Source organism: Gilliamella sp. HK2, from assembly GCF_001690265.1.
Classification (GTDB): domain Bacteria; phylum Pseudomonadota; class Gammaproteobacteria; order Enterobacterales; family Orbaceae; genus Gilliamella; species Gilliamella apicola_C.
The window spans coordinates 14,913-36,535 of record NZ_LZGV01000094.1 but is presented as its reverse complement, the minus strand read 5'-3'; the positions used below and the strand labels follow the sequence as shown (position 1 = coordinate 36,535).

At 36.5% G+C, this 21,623-nt stretch carries 18 protein-coding genes and 1 tRNA gene; 12 read left to right on the top strand and 7 right to left on the bottom strand.

From position 1 onward, the window contains the following. The first annotated feature begins 6 nt into the window (after window positions 1–6). The 6 genes from A9G45_RS09755 (at window position 7) to truB (ending at window position 6,290) form a co-directional block, all read left to right on the top strand. Window positions 7–83 (top strand) — tRNA-Met (locus A9G45_RS09755). A 192-nt stretch (window positions 84–275) separates the two neighbouring features. Next, on the top strand, window positions 276–737 hold the full coding sequence (gene rimP / locus A9G45_RS09750) for a ribosome maturation factor RimP (RefSeq protein ID WP_065566764.1): 462 nt from the start codon (window positions 276–278) through the stop codon (window positions 735–737). Between the two features lie 16 nt (window positions 738–753). Further along, window positions 754–2,229, top strand: coding sequence for a transcription termination factor NusA (gene nusA, locus A9G45_RS09745; RefSeq protein WP_065566720.1), 1,476 nt, complete (start codon window positions 754–756; stop codon window positions 2,227–2,229). Window positions 2,230–2,246: 17 nt separating this feature from the next. Then, a complete protein-coding gene (gene infB / locus A9G45_RS09740; protein ID WP_065566719.1) occupies window positions 2,247–4,883 on the top strand; it encodes a translation initiation factor IF-2 in 2,637 nt (878 codons plus the stop codon). A gap of 66 nt (window positions 4,884–4,949) precedes the next feature. Further along, on the top strand, window positions 4,950–5,327 hold the full coding sequence (gene rbfA, locus A9G45_RS09735; protein ID WP_065566718.1) for a 30S ribosome-binding factor RbfA: 378 nt from the start codon (window positions 4,950–4,952) through the stop codon (window positions 5,325–5,327). A gap of 60 nt (window positions 5,328–5,387) precedes the next feature. Further along, window positions 5,388–6,290 carry a tRNA pseudouridine(55) synthase TruB gene (gene truB, locus A9G45_RS09730; RefSeq protein ID WP_065566763.1) on the top strand — a complete coding sequence of 301 codons (903 nt, stop codon included), beginning with the start codon at window positions 5,388–5,390 and terminating at the stop codon, window positions 6,288–6,290. 76 nt (window positions 6,291–6,366) lie between these two features. Here truB and A9G45_RS09725 read toward each other — a convergent pair whose 3' ends face one another. Further along, window positions 6,367–7,413, bottom strand: a complete 1,047-nt coding sequence (locus tag A9G45_RS09725) for a LacI family DNA-binding transcriptional regulator (RefSeq protein ID WP_065566717.1) — start codon at window positions 7,411–7,413, stop codon at window positions 6,367–6,369. Between the two features lie 397 nt (window positions 7,414–7,810). Here A9G45_RS09725 and A9G45_RS09720 point away from each other — a divergent pair, with 397 nt between their 5' ends. The 4 genes from A9G45_RS09720 (at window position 7,811) to dnaB (ending at window position 12,364) form a co-directional block, all read left to right on the top strand. Further along, complete coding sequence (locus A9G45_RS09720; protein WP_065566716.1) at window positions 7,811–8,821, top strand: hypothetical protein; 1,011 nt, start codon at window positions 7,811–7,813, stop codon at window positions 8,819–8,821. Between the two features lie 266 nt (window positions 8,822–9,087). Then, a complete protein-coding gene (locus A9G45_RS09715) occupies window positions 9,088–10,107 on the top strand; it encodes an aspartate-semialdehyde dehydrogenase (protein ID WP_065566715.1) in 1,020 nt (339 codons plus the stop codon). Further along, window positions 10,094–10,885 carry a tRNA pseudouridine(38-40) synthase TruA gene (gene truA / locus A9G45_RS09710; protein WP_065566714.1) on the top strand — a complete coding sequence of 264 codons (792 nt, stop codon included), beginning with the start codon at window positions 10,094–10,096 and terminating at the stop codon, window positions 10,883–10,885. The genes A9G45_RS09715 and truA overlap by 14 nt, the downstream gene beginning before the upstream one ends. 54 nt (window positions 10,886–10,939) lie before the next feature. Next, on the top strand, window positions 10,940–12,364 hold the full coding sequence (gene dnaB / locus A9G45_RS09705; protein ID WP_065566713.1) for a replicative DNA helicase: 1,425 nt from the start codon (window positions 10,940–10,942) through the stop codon (window positions 12,362–12,364). A 97-nt stretch (window positions 12,365–12,461) separates the two neighbouring features. Here the strand turns inward: dnaB and A9G45_RS09700 are convergent, their stop codons facing one another. From A9G45_RS09700 to A9G45_RS09685, 4 genes are read right to left on the bottom strand one after another with little or no spacing between them, the layout of a single operon-like run. Then, entirely contained in the window at window positions 12,462–13,298 is an 837-nt protein-coding gene (locus A9G45_RS09700) for a metal ABC transporter permease (RefSeq protein ID WP_065566712.1), read from the bottom strand. After that, window positions 13,295–14,161, bottom strand: coding sequence for a metal ABC transporter permease (locus tag A9G45_RS09695; RefSeq protein WP_065566711.1), 867 nt, complete (start codon window positions 14,159–14,161; stop codon window positions 13,295–13,297). The genes A9G45_RS09700 and A9G45_RS09695 overlap by 4 nt, the downstream gene beginning before the upstream one ends. Before the next feature lie 6 nt (window positions 14,162–14,167). After that, window positions 14,168–15,058, bottom strand: a complete 891-nt coding sequence (locus A9G45_RS09690) for a manganese/iron ABC transporter ATP-binding protein (RefSeq protein ID WP_065566710.1) — start codon at window positions 15,056–15,058, stop codon at window positions 14,168–14,170. Continuing rightward, complete coding sequence (locus tag A9G45_RS09685) at window positions 15,058–15,978, bottom strand: metal ABC transporter substrate-binding protein (RefSeq protein ID WP_065566709.1); 921 nt, start codon at window positions 15,976–15,978, stop codon at window positions 15,058–15,060. Before A9G45_RS09685 ends, A9G45_RS09690 begins: the two co-directional genes overlap by 1 nt. 391 nt (window positions 15,979–16,369) lie before the next feature. On the opposite strand from A9G45_RS09685, the gene A9G45_RS09680 reads away from it, so the two are divergent. Next, window positions 16,370–17,290, top strand: coding sequence for an L-lactate dehydrogenase (locus tag A9G45_RS09680; RefSeq protein WP_065566708.1), 921 nt, complete (start codon window positions 16,370–16,372; stop codon window positions 17,288–17,290). A gap of 121 nt (window positions 17,291–17,411) precedes the next feature. Here the strand turns inward: A9G45_RS09680 and A9G45_RS09675 are convergent, their stop codons facing one another. Further along, complete coding sequence (locus A9G45_RS09675) at window positions 17,412–18,287, bottom strand: hypothetical protein (RefSeq protein WP_065566707.1); 876 nt, start codon at window positions 18,285–18,287, stop codon at window positions 17,412–17,414. A gap of 726 nt (window positions 18,288–19,013) precedes the next feature. Between A9G45_RS09675 and A9G45_RS09670 the strand changes: the two genes are divergently transcribed. After that, window positions 19,014–19,913: an endonuclease/exonuclease/phosphatase family protein gene (locus A9G45_RS09670; RefSeq protein ID WP_081297881.1), complete on the top strand. Its 900-nt coding sequence runs from the start codon at window positions 19,014–19,016 to the stop codon at window positions 19,911–19,913. 168 nt (window positions 19,914–20,081) lie between these two features. Here A9G45_RS09670 and ilvA read toward each other — a convergent pair whose 3' ends face one another. Continuing rightward, window positions 20,082–21,623 (bottom strand): threonine ammonia-lyase, biosynthetic, encoded by a 1,542-nt coding sequence (gene ilvA, locus A9G45_RS09665; RefSeq protein ID WP_065566706.1) that lies wholly within the window; start codon window positions 21,621–21,623, stop codon window positions 20,082–20,084.

Below are 21,623 nucleotides of genomic sequence, written 5' to 3'. Positions count from 1 at the left end.
ATCTATCGCGGGGTGGAGCAGCTTGGTAGCTCGTCGGGCTCATAACCCGAAGGTCGTTGGTTCAAATCCAGCCCCCGCAACCACTTGAATTTTCATTCATAAACCATCTATTCTGTTATTGTTTGGAAGTTAAAATAAAGTGGCTTCATTAATAGTTAGTTTTTAAATGTAAGCCTCGCATGTCGAGGTTTTTTTGCGTGTTGAGATTTAAGCGTAAGTTTAAAAAGAATGTTGGGCTTTATGCCCTTTTTTTATTTTCTGCAGTGGAGGTTTGTTTGGCTAATATAGAACAGCAATTGACCGATATCATTCAAGAACCTGTGAATGCACTAGGCTTTGAATTAGTTGGTGTTGAATACATTCGCGGCCGTTATCCTGTGTTACGTGTTTATATTGATAGTGAAAATGGTATAACTGTTGATAATTGCGCTGATGTTAGCCGACAAATTAGTTCAGTGCTTGATGTCGAAGACCCTATAAAAGATGCTTATAATCTTGAAGTTTCATCGCCTGGCATGGATAGACCTTTGTTTACGATAGAACACTATCAACGTTTTGTTGGTGAAGAAGTCGCAATTAGTTTACGTATTGCTGTTGCTAACCGGCGTAAGTGGAAAGGGCGAATTAAGTCTATTGATAATGAGATGATTACATTAACTGTGGATGATAATGATGAAGTGTTTGCTTTTAGTAATATTCAAAAAGCGAATATAGTACCTAATTTTAACCTTAAATAGAGTACGGGTGTAAAGGATGAATAAAGAAATTTTAGCTGTTGTTGAAGCGGTATCAAATGAGAAAGCGCTTACGCGTGACAAAATTTTTGAAGCATTAGAAACCGCATTAGCAACGGCCACTAAAAAGAAGCACGCTGTTGATATTGATGTTATAGTAAAAATTGATCATAAAACAGGTGATTACGATACTTTCCGCCGTTGGCTTGTGGTTAATGAAGTTACGCAACCAACTAAAGAAATGACATTGGATGCAGCACAATATGAAGATGCATCTGTCAAATTGGGTGATTATGTTGAAGAGCAAATTGAATCGGTAGCTTTTGACCGTATTACCACACAAACAGCGAAACAAGTCATTGTGCAGAAAGTACGTGAAGCTGAACGTGCTATGGTAATTGACATGTTTAGAAATCGTATTGGTGATATTGTGACTGGTATTGTCAAAAAAACCAATCGTGACAGTGTGATCCTAGACTTAGGCAATAATGCAGATGCCATGATGTCGCGTCATGATATGTTACCGCGTGAAAACTTCCGAATTGGTGACCGTGTACGTGGTATTTTATATTTAATTGAGCAAAACAATAAACCCGCACAACTTTGCGTTAGTCGTTCAAATCCAGAAATGATGGAAGAGCTATTCCGTATTGAAGTACCAGAAATTGGTGAAGAAATGATTGACATTAAAGGCGTGGCTCGTGATCCTGGTTCTCGCGCTAAAATTGCGGTGAGTAGTAATGACCGCCGTATTGACCCTGTTGGTGCTTGTGTGGGAATGCGCGGTGCACGAGTTCAAGCTGTTTCGAATGAATTTGGTGGTGAGCGTATTGATATTGTTTTATGGGATGATAATCCAGCACAATACGTAATTAACGCCATGGCACCTGCCGATGTTGTTTCGATTGTTGTTGATGAAGATAAGCACACCATGGATGTAGCAGTCAATGCCGAAACTTTACCGCAGGCTATTGGTCGAAATGGTCAAAATATTCGTTTAGCTTCTCAGCTTACTGGTTGGACACTAAATGTGATGACTACTGAAGATTTGCAAGAAAAACACCATGCAGAATCTTTTGCTGCAATCAATAATTTAATTAAACATCTTGATATTGATGAAGGGCTTGCACAGTTATTAGTTGAAGAGGGCTTTACTTCGCTCGAAGAGCTTGCCTATGTGCCAGTTGACGAGTTGCTTGAAATTGATGAATTGGATGAAGATTTAGTTCAAGCATTGAGAAGCCGAGCAAAAGACGCATTGACAACAATGGCTCTAGCAAATAGTGGTGATAAACAGCCTGCGCAAGATTTACTTGAATTGCCAGGTATGACACAAGAATTAGCCTATCAACTAGCGCAACATGACATCATTACTTTGGAAGATTTAGCAGAACAAGGTACTGATGATCTAAATGATATTGAAGGCTTAACAAGCGAACAAGCTGGCGATTTTATTATGGCTGCACGTAATATTTGTTGGTTTGCAGATGAATAATTGAGGGAAAGTAATACATGACCAAAGTATCAATCGAAACACTGGCTCAAGAGATAAACACTCCAGTGCAAACACTTTTGCAACAGTTTGCCGATGCAGGTATGAATAAATCAGCATCAGATACTGTGACACAAAAGGAAAAAGAAGCTTTGCTTGCTCATTTAAAACCTCAGCAAGGCCCAACAAAGTTAACATTGCAACGTAAAACGCACTCAACCTTGAATGTGTCGAGCGGTGGTGGCAAAAGCAAAGAAATCAAAGTAGAAGTTCGTAAAAAACGAACTTTTGTCAAACGCGATCCAGCTGAAATTGCTGCCGAGCAAGAAAAGGCTCGTCTTGAAGCTGAGCAAAAAGCGAAGGAAGAAGCCGAATTAAAGGCTCGTAAAGAAGCTGAAGAAAAAGAGAAGAAAGCTGCAGAAGAAGCGAAAAAACGTGCCCAAGAAGAAAAAGCTAAAGCTGCGCAAGAACATTCAGTTGATCCAAAAGTGAAAAAAGCCCAAGAAGAAAAAGCACGTTTAGAGGCAGAAGCTAACGAAATTAAACGTAAAGCTGAAGAAGAAAGTCGCCGAAAATTAGAGGAAGATGCTAAACGTATGGCAGAGGAAGCTCGTAAGCTAGCTGAACAATATAGCGATGTTGAAGATAATGATAATACCGAAGATGAAGATTATCATGTGACAACTTCTAAATACGCTAGAGCAGCTGAAGACGATACTGATCGTGAAGTTGAAAGCGCTCGTGGCCGAGGTCGCAACACTAAACAGACCAAGCAGAAAAAAGGTAGCAAATTATCAGAAGGTAAAGCAGAGCGAGAAGAAGCTCGCGCAGCAACACGTAGTGGCCATAAAAAGAAAGGCAAAAGCACCTTACAACAGGGTTTTAATAAACCTGTTCAAGCAGTTAATCGCGATGTTGTTATTGGTGAAACCATCACTGTGGCTGAATTAGCTAATAAGATGGCAGTAAAAGGTTCAGAAGTAATCAAAACAATGATGAAAATGGGTGCAATGGCAACCATCAATCAGGTCATTGATCAAGAGACAGCGCAACTTGTTGCTGAAGAGATGGGGCATAAAGTTGTGCTTCGTCGTGAAAATGAACTAGAAGAATCACTGATGAGTGATCGTGATACTGGTGCAGAAAAAGTCGCACGCGCTCCTGTTGTAACCATTATGGGGCACGTTGACCACGGTAAAACTTCATTACTTGATTATATTCGTAAAGCAAAAGTTGCTTCAGGCGAAGCAGGTGGGATCACTCAGCACATTGGTGCTTACCATGTGAAAACCGCTAATGGTGAAATTACGTTCTTAGATACTCCTGGCCATGCGGCCTTTACGTCAATGCGTGCTCGTGGAGCTAAAGCAACTGATATAGTTGTACTTGTTGTTGCAGCTGATGATGGCGTTATGCCACAAACCATTGAAGCTATCCAACATGCTAAAGCGGCAAATGTGCCAATGGTTGTTGCGGTAAACAAAATTGATAAACCAGAAGCCGATCCCGAGCGTGTAAAAGGTGAACTAGCTCAATATGGTGTCATGTCAGAAGATTGGGGCGGAGATACGCAGTTTGTTCATGTTTCGGCAAAAGCGGGAACAGGTATTGATCAACTTCTTGAAGCTATTTTATTACAAGCTGAAGTACTTGAACTGACTGCATACGAATCAGGTATGGCAAGTGGCGTAGTTATTGAGTCGTTCCTTGATAAAGGTCGAGGCTCTGTTGCAACAGTGCTTGTTCAATCAGGAACTTTACGTAAAGGCGATATTGTTCTTTGTGGATTTGAATATGGACGCATTCGAGCTATGCGTAATGAACTTGGTAAAGAAGTAACAGAAGCGGGTCCATCAATACCGGTTGAAATCCTCGGCTTGTCTGGTGTGCCATCTGCTGGTGATGAAGCTACCGTTGTACGTGACGAAAAGAAAGCGCGTGAAGTTGCTCTTTATCGACAAGGTAAATTCCGTGATGTAAAACTTGCTCGTCAGCAAAAAGCGAAACTTGAAAACATGTTTACTAACATGACAGAAGGCGATGTTTCTGAACTTAATATCGTATTAAAAGCGGACGTTCAAGGTTCTGCTGAAGCGATTTCTGACTCATTACTTAAACTTTCAACAGATGAAGTTAAAGTTAAAATTATTGGCTCAGGGGTGGGGGGGATCACAGAAACCGATGCTTCTCTAGCTGCTGCATCAAATGCGATTATTTTGGGCTTTAATGTTCGTGCTGATGCATCCGCACGTAAAGTGATTGAATCAGAAAACTTAGATTTACGTTACTATTCAGTGATTTATGATCTCATTGATGAAGTTAAACAAGCAATGAGCGGTATGCTTGCGCCAGAGTATAAACAACAAATTATCGGCCTTGCTGAAGTGCGTGATGTATTTAAATCACCTAAATTTGGTGCAATTGCCGGCTGTATGGTCACTGAAGGTGTGGTTAAACGTCATAATCCAATTCGTGTACTGCGTGATAATGTGGTTATTTACGAAGGTGAACTTGAGTCATTGCGTCGTTTTAAAGATGATGTCAACGAAGTTCGCAACGGAACGGAATGTGGTATTGGGGTGCGTAACTACAATGATGTTCGTGTCGGTGATGCGATCGAAGTCTTTGAAACTATCGAAATCAAGCGTACGATCTAATTATTACGCTATCATGTTATAAGCAAGGTTTACGCCTTGCTTATTCATATTTTAAGGAAAATAGATATGGCAAAAGCATTTAATCGTTCATCTCGGGTTGGACATGAATTACAAAAAGAAATTGCAATTATCTTACAACGTGAAATTAAAGATCCACGTTTAGGCATGGTAACCGTTTCAGGTGTTGATATTTCGCGTGATCTTTCGTACGCTAAAGTTTTTGTGACGTTCTTAAATGATGATGATCCACAAGTTATCGAACAAGGTTTAACAGTCCTTAATGAAGCTAAAGGTTATATTCGTACCTTAATTGGCAAAGCTATGAGCTTGCGAATCATTCCTGAAATCAAATTCTTTTATGATGAGTCATTAGTGAAAGGTATGCAGATGTCGAGTTTGGTTGCGGATGTGATTAAACAAGATAATGAGCGTCACAAAGATTAATATTAAAAACAACCCTGATATTTGTCAAAATTTTCAGGTAAACATGTGTTTCAATATAAAATGATGAATATAAAAAAAGCCCGCCGTGATATTCACGGCGTTTTGTTGCTAGATAAGTCACAAGGTATGACATCAAACGACGCACTGCAAAAGGTGAAAAGGCTATTTAATGCCAAAAAAGCAGGGCACACAGGGGCACTTGATCCATTAGCGACAGGCATGCTGCCTATCTGTTTTGGTGAAGCGACTAAGTTTTCTCAGTATTTATTAGATTCAGACAAACGTTATCGAGTAATAGCTAAACTCGGCGAGCGTACTGATACTTCTGATGCTGACGGTCAAATTATTTGTAGCAAACCCGTTAATATAAGTGAGTCGCAAATTAATGAAGCATTAACGCATTTTCGCGGTGACATTTTGCAAGTGCCAACCATGTTTTCGGCATTGAAATATCAAGGTAAACCACTTTACGAATATGCTCGCCAAGGTATTGTTATTGAGCGAGAGGCAAGACCTATTACCGTTTATGACAATCAATTTATCCAATTTGACACTATAAAAAACGAATTAACGTTAGAGATACATTGCTCTAAAGGAACCTATATTCGAACCATTATTGATGATTTAGGTGAGCTACTGGGGTGTGGGGCACATGTTATTTATTTAAGACGATTACAAGTTGCTAATTACCCAATTGAAAAAATGGTCACTTTAGATGATTTACAAAATATGGTGTTGAAAGATGAATTGCTAATGCCAATTGATAGCCCCTTACAAGATTGCCAAAAAGTGACATTAACTGATGAGCAAAGTAAAGATATTTTATTCGGGCGGAGTATTGAACTTGATAATAGCATACCAGTTGAAACACAAGTAAGAATCTACCAAGGCAAACAATTTATTGGCGTAGGAACGCAACGATTTAGGCAACTGTCACCAAAACGCTTAGTATCAATCTCTTAATATCCTTTTGTATTGTATATAGTTTTTAGTGTTATTGGCTAAAAAAGTTAGTGAAAAGAACATGTAAATGTATAGCTCAATAAAATATTGATTCAGCTTCAATAATATGACATTGTTTGATTGTTTTCTTGTTATTGTTTATGCGTTTGCAAAGCAAAGTTGCGGACGCTTTCCCCATTTCATACAAAGGCTTATTTATTCGGCTTAACCTATCTAATTCATTATATTGCCTATTTTGCGAATGACTAAGATAAGTAATGATTAATGGTTGCATAAGTTGCGCTTCACTTTCATTGGCCTGATGTACGGCTCCTAAAACGACACTATAAGGCGATAGGTAATGTTGTTCGTTGTGGTAATTCTCATCCAAATAATTTAAATTTGTATTATCACAGCAGACAATAGCTGTTGGGGGATTATTAGTATTGATTAGCCTTTTAATTGCTGATCTGCCATGATCATAAGTGATGCAATTTGGAATAAGATAATTTGTATTAATCGTTATATTTTTTCTTAACAAAGCTTGTTTATAGCCTTGCAAAAAAAGTATGGAGCTATGATTATTGTTATCATTAAATAAAACTGCGATTTTAGTATGTGAATTATTTAGCAAATATTGTGTTATTTGGTAGCCAATGACTAAATGATCAAAATAGACACATGCATAATTAAGCGAAAAATGATTAATGAGAACAAGTGGCGGTAAGATTTTTTTAAAATGCCTTAATTCTGATAAATAGGCTGCATCATTAATGATTAAAATGCCTGCAAAATTGTTTTGGTTAATATATTTAATTAAATAATAAATATCTTTTTTAGTTTGATAAGGAAAGCGAAAATAAAAAATGATATAACCTGCCTGTTTCAAGGTTTGTTCCAAACCACAATTTATTAAAGTTCGAGTGATAAATTGATTATCAAGTACAAGTATTTTATTTGAGCCATTAGCATTCATCGATGATTTAAAATTGTCATGAATGTCAATATTTAGTTCTTCAATGGCCTTATACACTTTAGATTGCGTTATTGGCGAGGTTAAATGGGGTTTATTTAAAACCCTTGATACTGAGGCTATTGATAAGTTAGCTTGTTTTGCAATGGTTGATAGAGTGCTTTTTGCCATAATGAATAATCTTAAGTGATAACTATGATTGATTACTTTAGCGGTAAGCTTCCAATCTGTAATCCGATAGCATTTATTTTTTGGATCTGTGTTCCAAAACATCCATCATAATTTATTTAATAAAGCTCAAATTAATATGTTTGATTGAAAATTATGGAAGCAACCATATTTTCACCTTAATACATGACAAAATTAGAGTGTAATGTCAGCTTGGTAATTAAAAATATGAGTAAATAATTAATCAACAGCTAGGGATGCATTTAATGTATAGTGAATATAGCATTAGTTATCGATATTGCGCTTTGCACTATAAACAGATAAAGAGCAAGTTTTACTTAATTGACAAAAAATATATAATTGAATTACTTCGCTAATAATAAGGTAGTAACAATAATATATGAAACTAATACATTTCTTTAATGCAATGCTATTGATACTGAGTTTTTTTACTTATGGTCATACTCTTGATATTAATCCCAAATATCGTGGTGAGCCATTCTTTGCTAAGGTTGATTTATATCAATTAGAACAGGATTGTTTAAGGAACGAAGATGAATATCAAAAACTTGATAAAAAAGAAAAGGTAAAATATAACAGTCGTTGCCCATTGCATAATTTAAAATTTGATTTTAAAAAATTAGATGATTTAATCAATGATGATTCTCTTGTTTATAATGGTAACGATTTTCAACTGAAATTGGGCATTGCTCTAGCTAACCCTGATAGCAAAAATCAAGAATATTTACCTAATTTAGGAAGAAATATTACATTATCTTTGATCAACAAAAATCAGGTAAGTGATAAACTATTATTAGCAAATAACGCTTTTTCTGATAATCCAGATCTTTGGCATGGTTTTCAATATTACTATATAGCACCAAGTGGCGATATTTATACATTATCGTCTATAAAATCAGAACCAATAGAATCTCAGTCTGGAACGTTTCCTCGATTGTGGAAACATTACAATATTGATACAAGTAATATGAAATTTATGCTTAAAGAAGTATTAATTGGAGCGCCAGAAGCAACTTACCAAATCATTTACCCAAATCAATTTAATACCTATTTTCATGAAGGCGCTGTTGAGTACGGTATAACATTAGAACAGTCAATTGAACTTTTTAATCAATTGCCTAGTACTGGTTCTTCTGATTATAGCCTTGGTTTTAGAGTATATAATTATTATCAAGATCAGCTAAAAAAGAAAATAAAATTGCTTGATAACAAAAAACATCAGCAAGAATCGTTTTCACTGTTAAATGAAAATATGAATAAAGCTTGTTTAACAACGCTAGCGCCAATTTATGAACGGGATATTGATCCTTATTTAAACAAAGTGTTGACTTGCTTAATTGAACAGCAACGACAAGCAATAAAACACATAGAAAGTGAGTTAGCCAATTAGTATGGGAGGTAATAACCTATACTCATTGGTTATCATAAAATTTATTTGCAAAAGATAAATTAGTTCATGCAGATTTGAATAAGACTAAATCATTGAAAGGTTAAAACAATAAAGTAAATTTAACGCAATGAATTATTTAGACATTTATATAAACTACTCGATAAGATCTAATCATCTATTGCTACTACCAAATATCTTTTTCCGCTATATTGAGCAATATAGTGGTATAATTATTGCTAAATTTTTTTATTAGTTGGGTTATAAATATGTCTGCATGGAATATTGCTATTGTTGGTGCGACAGGACAAGTGGGTTCTGCGCTAGTTGAATTATTACAACAACGTAGTTTACAAGAGAATAGTTTAAAAATTGACAATCTTTATTTAGTTGGTAGTGATAATAGTGCTGGCGAAGTTGTTCGTTATGCTGGCAAAAATTTAACTGTCACCGATAGTGCACAAATGGACTGGAGCCAGTGTCATTTTGCCTTTTTTGTGGCTAGCGCTAAAGTTAGTGAAACTTATGCGCAAATTGCGGCAGAATCGGGTTGTGTGGTTATTGATGCAAGTGGTTATTTTGCCGAGCAAGACCACATTCCATTAGTCGTGCCAAAAGTTAATAATAGTGTATTAACCGAATATCGTAATGAAAACATTATAGCGGTAGCAAGTGCGACTGTATGCCAATTGTTGCGATGTGTTGCGTCTTTAACTGACATTGAATTATTAACTAATTTACATGCTACCAGTTTTATTCCTGCATCTTTGTATGGTAAGCCTGGTGTTGATGAGCTTGCTGGACAAAGTGCTCGTTTACTAAATGGTATGCCAGTTGATAATGAACTATTTGACAAACAATTAGCATTTAACTTATTACCTATATCGCACGAACATCATGACTCAATGTTAGGTGAAAAGTCACAAGTTAACCAAATTCGTAAAGTACTTAGTAATTATGATTTACCGGTCTCGATTGAGTCAGTTATTGTGCCGGTGTTTTATGGCGTGTCACAAGCCATTAATGTATCAAGTAGCTTGCCAATTGAATTAGATATGAGCCGTTTTGGTGAGTTTGGTGTTGAGGTGCAAAACGATAACTTACCAACTCCGGTAACTGAAGTCAGCGCTGAATCAGAAAATCAGCTAACTATTAAATTATCGAATTTAAGACACAGTTATGGTCATTATGAACAAATTCAATTTTGGTCTGTTGCTGATAATATCCGTTATTTAGGGGCGCTAATGTTAATTGAGACACTTGAGATCCTTATTAATGACTACCTGTAAAATTGCTCTGGGTATTGAATATGATGGTAGTGATTACTTTGGTTGGCAACGGCAACGCGCTGTTGACTCCATCCAAGAGCGACTGGAATCTGCGCTATCGATTATTGCTAATTCACCAATAAACGTATTTTGCGCTGGCCGAACCGATGCCGGTGTACATGCAACAGGGCAAGTTATTCATTTTGAAACCCAAACAGTGCGATCACCTAGTGCTTGGACAATGGGCGTTAATTCGCATTTACCTAATAATATTGCAGTGCGTTGGTCGCAAACGGTTGATGATAACTTTCATGCGAGATTTAGCGCAACGGCTCGGCGTTACCGTTATGTGATCTATAATCACCGTTATAGACCGGCGATTTTAGCTAAAGGAGTATCACATTATTATTTGCCACTGGACGAAACCTTAATGCATCAAGCTGCACAATATTTATTAGGTGAAAATGATTTTACCTCGTTTAGAGCGACGCAGTGTCAATCATTAACCCCATGGCGTAATATTCATCATATTGAAGTTTGGCGACAAGGTGAATATATTGTTGTTGATATTAAAGCCAATGCATTTGTTCACCACATGGTGCGCAATATTGTAGGCAGTTTACTTGAAGTAGGTGCTGGTAATAAGCATCCAAAATGGATTGATGAGTTATTACAAGCTAAAGACAGAACGCAAGCTGCTGCAACGGCAAAACCTGACGGGTTATACTTGGTTCAGGTGGATTACCCATCTGAATATCAAATACCAACACAGGATTTAGGCCCCTTGTTTCTAAAATAACTGATTAAATAAATTAGATTATTTAAAAATGAATGAATTAAAAAGATGAATGTAATGAACACTAATGAAACAAGCATAAACAAAGATTATAAAAATCAAGAAGCGAAAAAATCAAATTTGCATAATATTAAGCTTCCACCACATTCAATTGAGGCTGAACAAGCGGTGCTTGGTAGTTTAATGCTTGACAACCAACGTTGGGATTCAGTATCTGAAATGATTACTGAGCGTGATTTTTACTCGCGTCATCATCAGCTGATTTTTTCTGAAATGCATACTTTGGTTGGTAAAGGAACGCCGATCGATTTAATTACGCTCTCGGAAAGCTTAGAGAGTAAGGATCTATTAACGGATGTAGGTGGCTTTGCTTATTTGGCTGAGCTTTCTAAAAACACACCAAGTGCAATTAATGTTGTTGCTTATAGTGATATTATTCGCCAACAAGCCATTTTGCGTGAGCTTATCAGCGCTTCTAACGAAATTGCTGATAACTGTTACGCTACTCAGGGTCGAGATAGCACTGAAATTTTAGACTTTGCAGAAAGTAAAATCTTTCAGATTGCCGAAAGCCGAACGAAACAAGGCGAAGGTCCTAAAAGCATTACCGAAGTATTAGAAGCCACTGTCGCTAAAATTGAAGAGCTGTTCCAACGCCCACATGATGGCGTGACAGGTGTTTCAACGGGTTATATTGATTTAGACAAAAAAACGGCAGGTTTACAGCGTTCAGACTTAATTATTATTGCTGCTCGTCCATCAATGGGGAAAACCACTTTTGCCATGAACCTGTGCGAAAATGCCGCCTTAGAGCAAGAAAAGCCCGTATTAATATTCAGCTTAGAAATGCCATCAGAACAAATTATGATGCGTATGCTAGCTTCGCTTTCACGTGTTGACCAAACACGCATTCGAACAGGGCAATTACAAGACGATGACTGGGCAAGAATTTCAAGTACGATGGGATTATTACTTGAAAAGAAAAACATCTATATTGATGACTCATCGGGTTTAACACCAATGGAACTTCGTTCACGAGCAAGGCGAATTTATCGCGAACACAAAGGGTTAAGTATGATCATGGTCGATTACTTACAACTTATGCGCGTACCGAATATATCTGAAAACCGAACGCTTGAAATTGCCGAAATATCACGTTCGTTAAAGGCCTTAGCCAAAGAACTACAAATTCCCGTTGTAGCATTATCACAGCTTAACCGTAGCTTAGAGCAACGTGCCGATAAACGACCAGTTAACTCAGACTTACGTGAATCAGGATCGATCGAACAAGATGCCGATGTGATTATGTTTATCTATCGTGATGAGGTTTATAATGAAGCATCTGAACATAAAGGCATTGCAGAAATTATTTTAGGTAAACAGCGTAATGGTCCAATTGGTAAAGTACGATTAAAATTCCAAGGTCAATTTTCGCGTTTTGATAATTATGCTGATTCCAGTAAATATTTTGATGATGAATAACGATTAAAGTTAATAAACATTAGCAACAGCATAAAAAATATGAAAGATATCTTTTACGCTGTTATTTGTTGTTAAAACAGCCGTTTTAGCAACAGTATTAACGGCGAGTTTTTTTGCTAGCAATAAACTGATAAATTTGGGCAATCAAAAAGATAGTTGCTTGTAAAATCACAATGCAGGCACTGGTTGACGCATCAGCATAATAGCTTATTAAGGTGCCCATAACGGTTGAAAACGTCGAAACCAATACGGCAATCATTAACATTCGTTCAAAGCGTTTTGTTAGCGAAAAAGCAATGATGCCTGGAGCGATGAGCATCGCAATCACTAAAATCATTCCAGCTACTTTCAGCGATCCTACAATAGTTAATGCTAACACACTCAATAAACCATAATGCAATAGTTTAACAGGCAGTCCAACAACTTTAGCTTGCACAGGATCGAAGCAGTAAAGCATGAGATCACGACGTTTAATAATAATTAAAATTGATACTATAACGGCAATGAAAATAATTTGTTTAAGTTCGTCATAACTCGTACCAAGCACATTACCGAATAAGATATGATTTAAATGTTGTGAAGTATCTACTTTTGAAAAAAGTACTAATCCAAAGGCAAACATGCCTGAAAAGACAATGCCCATGACGGTATCTTCTTTTATTCGGCTATTTTCCTTAATGTAACCGGTTGCAACCGAGCAAAATAAGCCCGAGGCAAAAGCGCCTATAATGATGGGAATTCCGGCTAAATAGGCTAGCACAATGCCGGGTAAAACGGCATGCGAAACCGCATCACCCATTAGTGACCAGCCTTTTAAAACCAAAAAACAAGAAAGCAGCGCACAAACTAGACCCGTTGCTAATGAAGCTAAAATTGCGCGTTGAATAAGAGGAAGAGTAAGTGGATAATAAATAAATTCCCAACACTCAGTCATACCTTTTCCCCTTTGTTTAATCGACTTTGACGAATTTTGAGGCGGTTTACAATTAACCCTTGCTTTGGCGCAAATAGAAAGGCAGCAATAAAGATTAGCGTTTGCAATGTCACAATAACGCCACCAGTTTCACCATCTAGAAAGTAACTAATCCAAGCACCAACAGCACTCGTTATAGCGCCAATGAAAACAGAAATCATCAATAATCGCGAAAATCGATTCGTCAGTAAATAAGCGGTTGCTCCTGGGGTGACAACCATGGCAATCACTAAAATTGCCCCAACAGTTTGTAATGCCGCAACAGTGCATGCGCTTAAAATAGTAAAAAATAGGATTTTAAGTTTTAAAGGTTTTAATCCAATTGATCTAGCATGGGTTTCATCAAAAAAAACCACTAATAAATCTTTCCAAAAAAGCAGTAACAAGACAAATGAAATTAAGATAATAATTTGGACCTGCCACATATCATTATCATCAATCCCAAGGATATTTCCAAATATAATAGTTTGAGCATTAACCGAGGTTGGGTTGAGCGAAATAATTAATAATCCAATCGCAAAAAAAGTTGAAAAAATAAAGCCAATGATGGCGTCTTCTTTTAATCGCGTAAAGGCACGAACTAAAGTAATGGCGAGCGCAGCAAGTAAACCAGTAAAAAAGGCACCAATTGAATAAGGCAAGCCCAGTGCATATGCGCCAGCCACACCTGGCACGACAGAATGGGAAAGCGCATCTCCCATTAGTGACCAACCTTTTAGCATCAAAAAAGCTGACAAAAAAGCACAAGCTGCACCAACAATACTGCTGACCCAAATGGCTTTAAGCATAAAGCCGTAGGTGAATGGTTCAAGTAAAAGTTCCATTTTATGTTACCTTTTTGATCTGTTTTGGGTATGATCAACCAGCAAATTTCGATGAGGTGAGTCGTGTTTTCCTTCCCCATAAAAAATTGCGGCACGTTCATCATCAGTTAGTATTGATACTTTACGAGGATCTTCATCCTCATGCAATTTATCGCCAGATAAGCTAAGATAACGCAATGCACCACCAAAAGTAGTCATTAAATTTTGTGGTGTAAACGTCGTTTTCGTTGGACCAAAAGCCAAAACAGTTTGGTTAATTAATACGACTTGATCACAAAAATCAGGCACACTACCTAAGTTATGGGTTGAAACTAAAATTAAATGACCTTCTTTACGCAGATCTTTCAAAAGATCAATAATGGCATTTTCAGTTTTAACATCAACGCCAGTAAAAGGCTCGTCTAGCAATAGTACTTTGCCTTGTTGCGCTAAGGCGCGCGCTAAAAAAACCCGTTTTTTTTGTCCGCCAGAAAGTTCGCCAATTTGCCGATGTTTAAAATCCAACATATTAACTTTTTCAAGTGCCATATTGACTTGTTTTTTGTCTTCTTTACTTGGAATACGTAAAAAAGACATATGGCCGTATCGCCCCATCATCACCACGTCAGAAACTAACACAGGAAAATCCCAATCGACTTCTTCTGTTTGTGGCACATAGGCAATAATATTTTGCTTTAAGGCTTGTTTTACGGGGATATCATTAAAAGTTACCTTACCTCGGGTTGGGCGAACCATTCCCATAATACTCTTAAATAAAGTCGACTTGCCACTACCATTAACGCCGACTAAAGCACAGATAGTACCGCCATTTAAGCAAAAACTGGCATCATAAATTGCGGTGTGACCATTATTATAAGTCACGGTGATATCATCAACATTTAAGCAAATTTGAGTCATTATTGTTCGAATCCTTTAGCGATAGTTTCAACAGTCACTTTTAACAAATCAATATAAGTTGGCACGGGACCATTTTGTGTGGAAAGTGAATCAACATATAAAACTCCGCCATATTTAGCGCCAGTCTCTTTACTCACTTGTTTGGCGGGTTTGTCGGAAATGGTGCTTTCACTAAATATAACAGGAATACTATTTTTTCGTACAAGATCGATCAGGTTTTTAACTTGCTTTGGTGTGCCTTGTTGTTCTGCATTAATTGGCCATAAGTAAGCCTCTTTTAAATGATAATCTCTGGCTAAGTAACTAAACGCGCCTTCGCTTGTCACTAACCAACGTTTGCTTTCAGGGATCTTCGCTAAACGTTCACGCAGTGGGGCATCAAGTGCTTTAATTTTGGCAATATAATCAGCAGCATTTTTATTATAAATTTCTGCATTTTTAGGATCATATTTAACAAACGCAGCACGAATATTTTCAATATAGGTTAATGCAAGCGTCGGTGACATCCAAGCATGAGGGTTTGGATTCCCTTTATAACTACCTTCTTGAATTGGCATGGGCTCAATGCCCTCAGTGACGATAACTGACGGAACATGTTTTACATCTTCAAAAAAACGCTTAAACCATAGTTCTAAATTTAGCCCATTCCATAAAACTAAATCGGCTGAAAGCACTTTGGTAATATCTTGAGGTGTGGGATCGTATTCATGGATTTCAGCCCCTACTTTGGTAATAGATTCAACTATAGCTGCATCCCCAGCGATATTTTGCGCGATATCTTGAATCACAGTAAAAGTGGTAACCGCTTTGAATTTTTTTTCTTCTGCGTGAGCCGATTTAGACAGAGTGAGCAAAGCGATAAATGAAGTTAAAACAACCTTTAATAATGTTGTCTGTTTTTTAGATAATTTGAACTTCATTAGCGACTCCTTGGGATTAACAAATAATAAAATTGTCTAATTTTGTAAAAGTGATTCGTAAATCAAGAGCATTTTTAGTATTTGAATTAGTTGTATTACAAAACAAACATTAATGATAATTATTATCATTAACAAATGGAAGTCAAATTTTTAAAAAATCCACATTACTTATCGTCATTGATTACTAATAGAGCTATATTACTCGTTCATTCTATATAAAACTTAATTAAATAGTAGATACTTCCATCTATTTAAATAATAGCTAGAGCAAAAGATATAATTGGTTAAATCACAACAATGTTGCTTTATTGAACATATCGAAAGGTATATTATTAAAAGAATCTTTATTGTTATACCTTACCTTATTTTTAAAATCAAGCGAGGGGTTAGTATGAAATTACGTAAAGTGATGATTATCGGTGTGGGGAATGTGGGGTCAACCACTGCTTATACCTTTGTTAACCGAGGCATTTGTGAAGAAATTGCGCTTGTTGATCTCAATAAAGAGTTAGCCTATGGGCATGCGCAAGATTTGTTAGATGCTGCGGCTTATCGACAAAATATGGTTAAAGTGAGTTTGCGTGAATCAACGGATTGTGCTGATATTGATATCGCAATTATTACTGTTACATCAGGCATTGCGCAAAAAAGTCGATCCGAAGAGCTTGCGGGCACCTCCAAAATTGTTGCCAGTATCGTGCCTAATATGATGAAAAACGGCTTTAAAGGTATTTTTGTCATTGCGACTAACCCTTGTGATGCCATAACCTATCAAGTTTGGCAACTCTCTGGCTTACCACGCCACCGCGTGATTGGCACTGGGGTGTGGCTTGATACGGTGCGATTGCGTCGCTTATTGGGCGAACAAATGGATATTGGTCCGCAAAGCATCGACGCATTTATTGTTGGTGAACATGGTGATTCACAATTTCCGGTCTGGTCACATTCATCTGTTTATGGCATAAATCTTAATCATCTAGAAAAAAATAAAATTGATTTTGCAGCAATAGGAACGCAAGCAAGAAAAATGGGGTTTGAAATTGCTAACCGAAAGCACTGTACTGAATATGGTATTGCTAGCACCATCACCGAAATTTGCCAGCACATATTCACTAATAGCCACCGTGCCTTAGCGCTTAGCTGTGTTTTAAATGGGGAATATGGTTATAAAAATGTCGCTATCGGTGTACCAGCTATTTTAGATCAGCATGGAATAAAAAAAGTCATTGAACTTGATTTTACTGACAACGAAAAACAACTCTTTGAAAAAAGTATCAATATTGTAAAAGGGTATATTGAACAAATTAAATAACGAATCGTAAAAACGGTTTACTACATGCAGTAAACCGTCATATTTGGCATTTTCTTCCTTTAGAAAGGGGGGGGATGATGTCAATCATATTGATCATCATAATATTCTAACCTAGTTAGGATCACTTATCATCCAAAATGATTTTAAGTCTATCTTTTAGCTGATAATATTCTGCGTTACTTAAAAAGTGGTCACGAGTGCCACTGATATAATCAGCTATCTTTTTATATATTTGAAGATTTTCTGATACGGGATAGCAAGCAATATAATTATTAAAAGCTATCACATCGGTAACATCAGCAAACTGCTTTTTGTTAAGCTGATTTAAATAGTTATTAAGATTAAGTGTTTGACAGTTCGGCTCATGTTCTTTTAACCAAAATTGATTATTTTTAAATTGGTAAGTTAAATCAACATTTGTTGTATAATCATAATGATTATCAGTGACATCAATAAAATACCCTAGCTCATAATCTGCCTTAATATGAACGTGAAATAAATTATCGAGAGCTAAAGCCGAATACAAAAACATATGATCTTCATGCCCAGTTTTCCCAGTTAAAATAAGCTCATCTAAATATTTTCCATTTTCATCAAAAGCATTTAATATAGTCAAATCTTCCATAATTCCTTCACCTTGACTATCAAAGGTAAAGCGATAGATCACAAATCGAATATTATCAATTTCAAAGCGTCCAATAGCGGTAAGCTTTTCTAAAGTAAAATAACGCCGTTCCTTATCAGAAGGATTATCATAATAACGATAATCTTCGTCATTAAAATGAAAAAACTTGCTATCTACAAATTTACCTTTCGCCAGAGCATGAGTATCAAATGGTAAGGTTAAGTTGGGTAAACTTTGGTAAAAGTCATCGAAAGTATCAAAGTGCTCTCTATGTTTATATTGAGATGATGCTTTTTGGGTATTGGCTAAAGAATAATGAGCATTAAACCAGTTAAATAACAATAATGCTAATAACAATATTAATTTTTGCATGGCAAACGGTTTCCCAAGTTAATTTTTTTACCGGCAGGATATTACACGGTTTTTCTTATTTTAATATTGATTATATCAATGAGTTGCATAATATAGCGTTAATAAAAGCAATTGCAAGCAATGTATAACGTATAACCATTGATTGGCATTGGGCAAGTGGCGTTTTCAATGTAAGCGGGCATATAATGGTAAGCCTAGCGGAAAGTCGTGTTGATTCTCGCTGGAATGATGGCAATGGGTATTTCCTATGTGCCTAACCCTAACGTTGGGTATTGATAAAATACCCTAACTTTGCCAAAAGTAATATAAAGTGAATTTAAGTCAAACAAGTAAAGCGTCCTGTAGTCAGGTGGCGATTGAATTATGCTCTTCCAGTTAAATGCTTTTGTAATAGCAATAAAAGCGATTTTTAATCAATAGGTTAGTTTTATTTCTATAGCTAAAAATTACGCTAAAAACACCAAGAAAAACTTCAATAAAATCAATGGTTTTTCTGACCTATTTTTGAATGCAAAAATGTGCTTATTTCTAAAGCGTCTAACCTTTATAAACCTTAGCAAAAAATAGTGGCGCTATTAATTAACATTAAGCAAGTAAAAAGCCACTATATAACAATAATTCGATAAATTATTGATCCATATCACATAAATTATAAAAAAAGATTTGCTGGATGCTAAATCAATATAATATCTATTGAATAGATAAAGAAAAGAAAGGGATATTATTATGAATAAAAGTAAATTAAAATTTGCCGCGATTATAAGTGGTATAATGCTCAGTACTTCAACGGCTTTTGCTGCACTTGATGATGTAAAACAATTAAAGATGATTAGCTATAATGCCTATAATGGCATGCAATTAGATCAATCAGAAGGAAAACAAAAGTTTATTCAATGGGCAAAAGCACAAGATGCCGATATTATTGCTTGGCAAGAAATGAATTTTTTTACTCGTGAAAAGCTTGAGAAATTCGCTGCCAGTTATGGGCATAAATATGCCGTATTATTGAAAGAATCCCCCGATGATGCTGCATTTTTCCCTGTTGCAATTACATCAAAATACCCAATTATTAATGTAAATAAAGTGATTGATAATATGTGGCATGGTGCTTTGTATGCCGATATTGGCAAATATCATTTTGTTGTTACGCATATGAACCCATTTTGGACAGCGAAAAGAATAGATGAAATAAATCTTATTATTGATTCAATAAAATATAGCCATGATCCTAATGGCAAGTGGATTATAGCGGGCGATTTAAATTCGTTTTCACCTGCGGATAAAACCGAATATGACAAAAGTAATTTGCTTGAAGATATAAAAGAAAAACAAAAAAAGCGCCCAATTTTAGAAAATTTAGTTGATGGTCAGTTAAGTTATACCGTGCAGCAAAATCTTTTAGATGCTGGGTTTATTGATGCTTTGAAGTTAAAAAATAAAAATTTTGTTGCTACCGCGCCAACTAAAGTGTTTTACGATCAAGCATCAACACCATTACGCTATGATTATATTTATATTTCACCAATGCTTAAAAATGATGTCATGGATGTAAAAGTGTTAAAAGATGAGTTTACCGATAACTATTCTGATCACTACCCAGTACAAATGATTATAAAAAATAATTAGTTTTATATTAATCTTAACATTAACATAAAGCTTTTTAATATAGTGTCGTTTTTAGCTACCTTATTTTTACGTTTGAACGATAATGAGTTTAGTTGTTTTACCTTTATTTTAGCGAATAATTTTGGCTAAATCACTATCCGACCTGATGGGGGATAGTGATTATTGATTTTAATCTTGATTGATCAAAAATAGCTTAAGTGATGGATTATGCGTTTCGTTGTGAAAGCCATAACCCAACTCGGCTAGGTGTTGATTGAACTGATTAATGGTTGATTCGTCGATTTCGAATGCAGCAAGCACACGTCCGTAATCGGTGCCATGGCTACGATAATGGAACATTGAGATATTCCAATTGGTACCTAGCATTTGTAAGAATTTAAGTAATGCACCTTGTGATTCTGGAAATTCAAAACTGTAAACTTGCTCTTGAATAGGCTTGCAAGGTTTGCCACCAATCATGTAGCGCACATGCAGTTTTGCCATCTCATCTTCGGTTAAATCTACAACGGCATAATTTGCTACAGTTAATTCTTGTATGATTTCGTCCTTTTCATTGCTTTGGGCAATTTTAACCCCAACAAAAACACACGCTGATTGGTCATCGTGATAGCGGTAATTAAATTCGGTTACCGCCCGCCCGCCTAGTAATTGGCAAAATTTTAAAAAACTGCCTTTCTTTTCGGGAATGGTGACGGCGAAAAGTGCTTCACGTTTTTCACCTAGCTCACAACGCTCTGATACATAACGTAAATTGTGGAAGTTTAAATTAGCGCCAGATAGTATATGCGCAAGGTTTTCACCGCAGATGTTATGTTGATCTACATATTTTTTTAAACCAGCAAGCGCCACAGCGCCAGAGGGCTCAGCGATTGCTCGTACGTCATCAAATAAGTCTTTAACAGCAGCGCAAATTTCATCGCTATCAACGGTGATGATGTCATCAATATATTGTTGGCAAAGTCTAAATGTTTCATCGCCAATTCGTTTAACAGCGACACCTTCAGCAAATAGCCCAACACGGTTTAAATCAACTGGCTTACCTGCATCAAGTGCGGCCTTTAAGCAAGCAGCGTCGGCTGGCTCAACGGCGATGACTTTTATTGTTGGCATGATCTGTTTAATTAATACCGCAATACCAGCAGCAAGCCCTCCACCGCCAACAGGTACAAAGATGCGATCAAGTTTAGCATTTTGTTGTAATAACTCCATGGCAATACTGCCTTGTCCTGCAATGACCAGTGGATGATCAAATGGTGGAATAAAAATGCGATTTTGTTGTTTGGCAAGCTCCATGGCTTTGGCCTTGGCTTCGTCAAAATTGGCACCATAAAGGAGCACTTCACCACCAAAACTTTTAACGGCCTCGACTTTTATATCGGCGGTGGTTAATGGCATTACGATTAATGAATTTATACCTAGCTTACTTGCCGAAAATGCAACACCTTGAGCATGATTACCCGCTGATGCAGCAATAACACCACATTGGCGTTCTTCTTCGCTCAGGCTAGCTATCATGGCTTGGGCGCCACGAATTTTAAAACTATGGACTAATTGGCGATCTTCTCGTTTTACAAAAATTTGGTTTTTTAATCTGGTTGAGATTTTTTCCATTTTTTCAAGAGGTGTAACATCGGCCACATCGTATACGGCGCTACATAGTGTTGCTTTTAAATAATCGGCACCAGTGAGCTTGTTGTTGTGTTGTTTCAT

Excerpts from the sequence above, each read along its gene's own strand:
- A9G45_RS09685 (WP_065566709.1), bottom strand. The coding sequence starts at position 15,978 with ATGAAGTTCAAATTATCTAAAAAACAGACAACATTATTAAAGGTTGTT.
- A9G45_RS09690 (WP_065566710.1), bottom strand. The coding sequence starts at position 15,058 with ATGACTCAAATTTGCTTAAATGTTGATGATATCACCGTGACTTATAAT.
- A9G45_RS09700 (WP_065566712.1), bottom strand. The coding sequence starts at position 13,298 with ATGACTGAGTGTTGGGAATTTATTTATTATCCACTTACTCTTCCTCTT.
- truA (WP_065566714.1), top strand. The coding sequence starts at position 10,094 with ATGACTACCTGTAAAATTGCTCTGGGTATTGAATATGATGGTAGTGAT.
- A9G45_RS09715 (WP_065566715.1), top strand. The coding sequence starts at position 9,088 with ATGTCTGCATGGAATATTGCTATTGTTGGTGCGACAGGACAAGTGGGT.
- truB (WP_065566763.1), top strand. The coding sequence starts at position 5,388 with ATGATGAATATAAAAAAAGCCCGCCGTGATATTCACGGCGTTTTGTTG.
- A9G45_RS09670 (WP_081297881.1), top strand. The coding sequence starts at position 19,014 with ATGAATAAAAGTAAATTAAAATTTGCCGCGATTATAAGTGGTATAATG.
- ilvA (WP_065566706.1), bottom strand. The coding sequence starts at position 21,623 with ATGAAACAACACAACAACAAGCTCACTGGTGCCGATTATTTAAAAGCA.
- A9G45_RS09720 (WP_065566716.1), top strand. The coding sequence starts at position 7,811 with ATGAAACTAATACATTTCTTTAATGCAATGCTATTGATACTGAGTTTT.
- infB (WP_065566719.1), top strand. The coding sequence starts at position 2,247 with ATGACCAAAGTATCAATCGAAACACTGGCTCAAGAGATAAACACTCCA.
- rbfA (WP_065566718.1), top strand. The coding sequence starts at position 4,950 with ATGGCAAAAGCATTTAATCGTTCATCTCGGGTTGGACATGAATTACAA.
- A9G45_RS09695 (WP_065566711.1), bottom strand. The coding sequence starts at position 14,161 with ATGGAACTTTTACTTGAACCATTCACCTACGGCTTTATGCTTAAAGCC.
- A9G45_RS09680 (WP_065566708.1), top strand. The coding sequence starts at position 16,370 with ATGAAATTACGTAAAGTGATGATTATCGGTGTGGGGAATGTGGGGTCA.
- nusA (WP_065566720.1), top strand. The coding sequence starts at position 754 with ATGAATAAAGAAATTTTAGCTGTTGTTGAAGCGGTATCAAATGAGAAA.
- A9G45_RS09725 (WP_065566717.1), bottom strand. The coding sequence starts at position 7,413 with ATGGCAAAAAGCACTCTATCAACCATTGCAAAACAAGCTAACTTATCA.
- A9G45_RS09675 (WP_065566707.1), bottom strand. The coding sequence starts at position 18,287 with ATGCAAAAATTAATATTGTTATTAGCATTATTGTTATTTAACTGGTTT.
- dnaB (WP_065566713.1), top strand. The coding sequence starts at position 10,940 with ATGAACACTAATGAAACAAGCATAAACAAAGATTATAAAAATCAAGAA.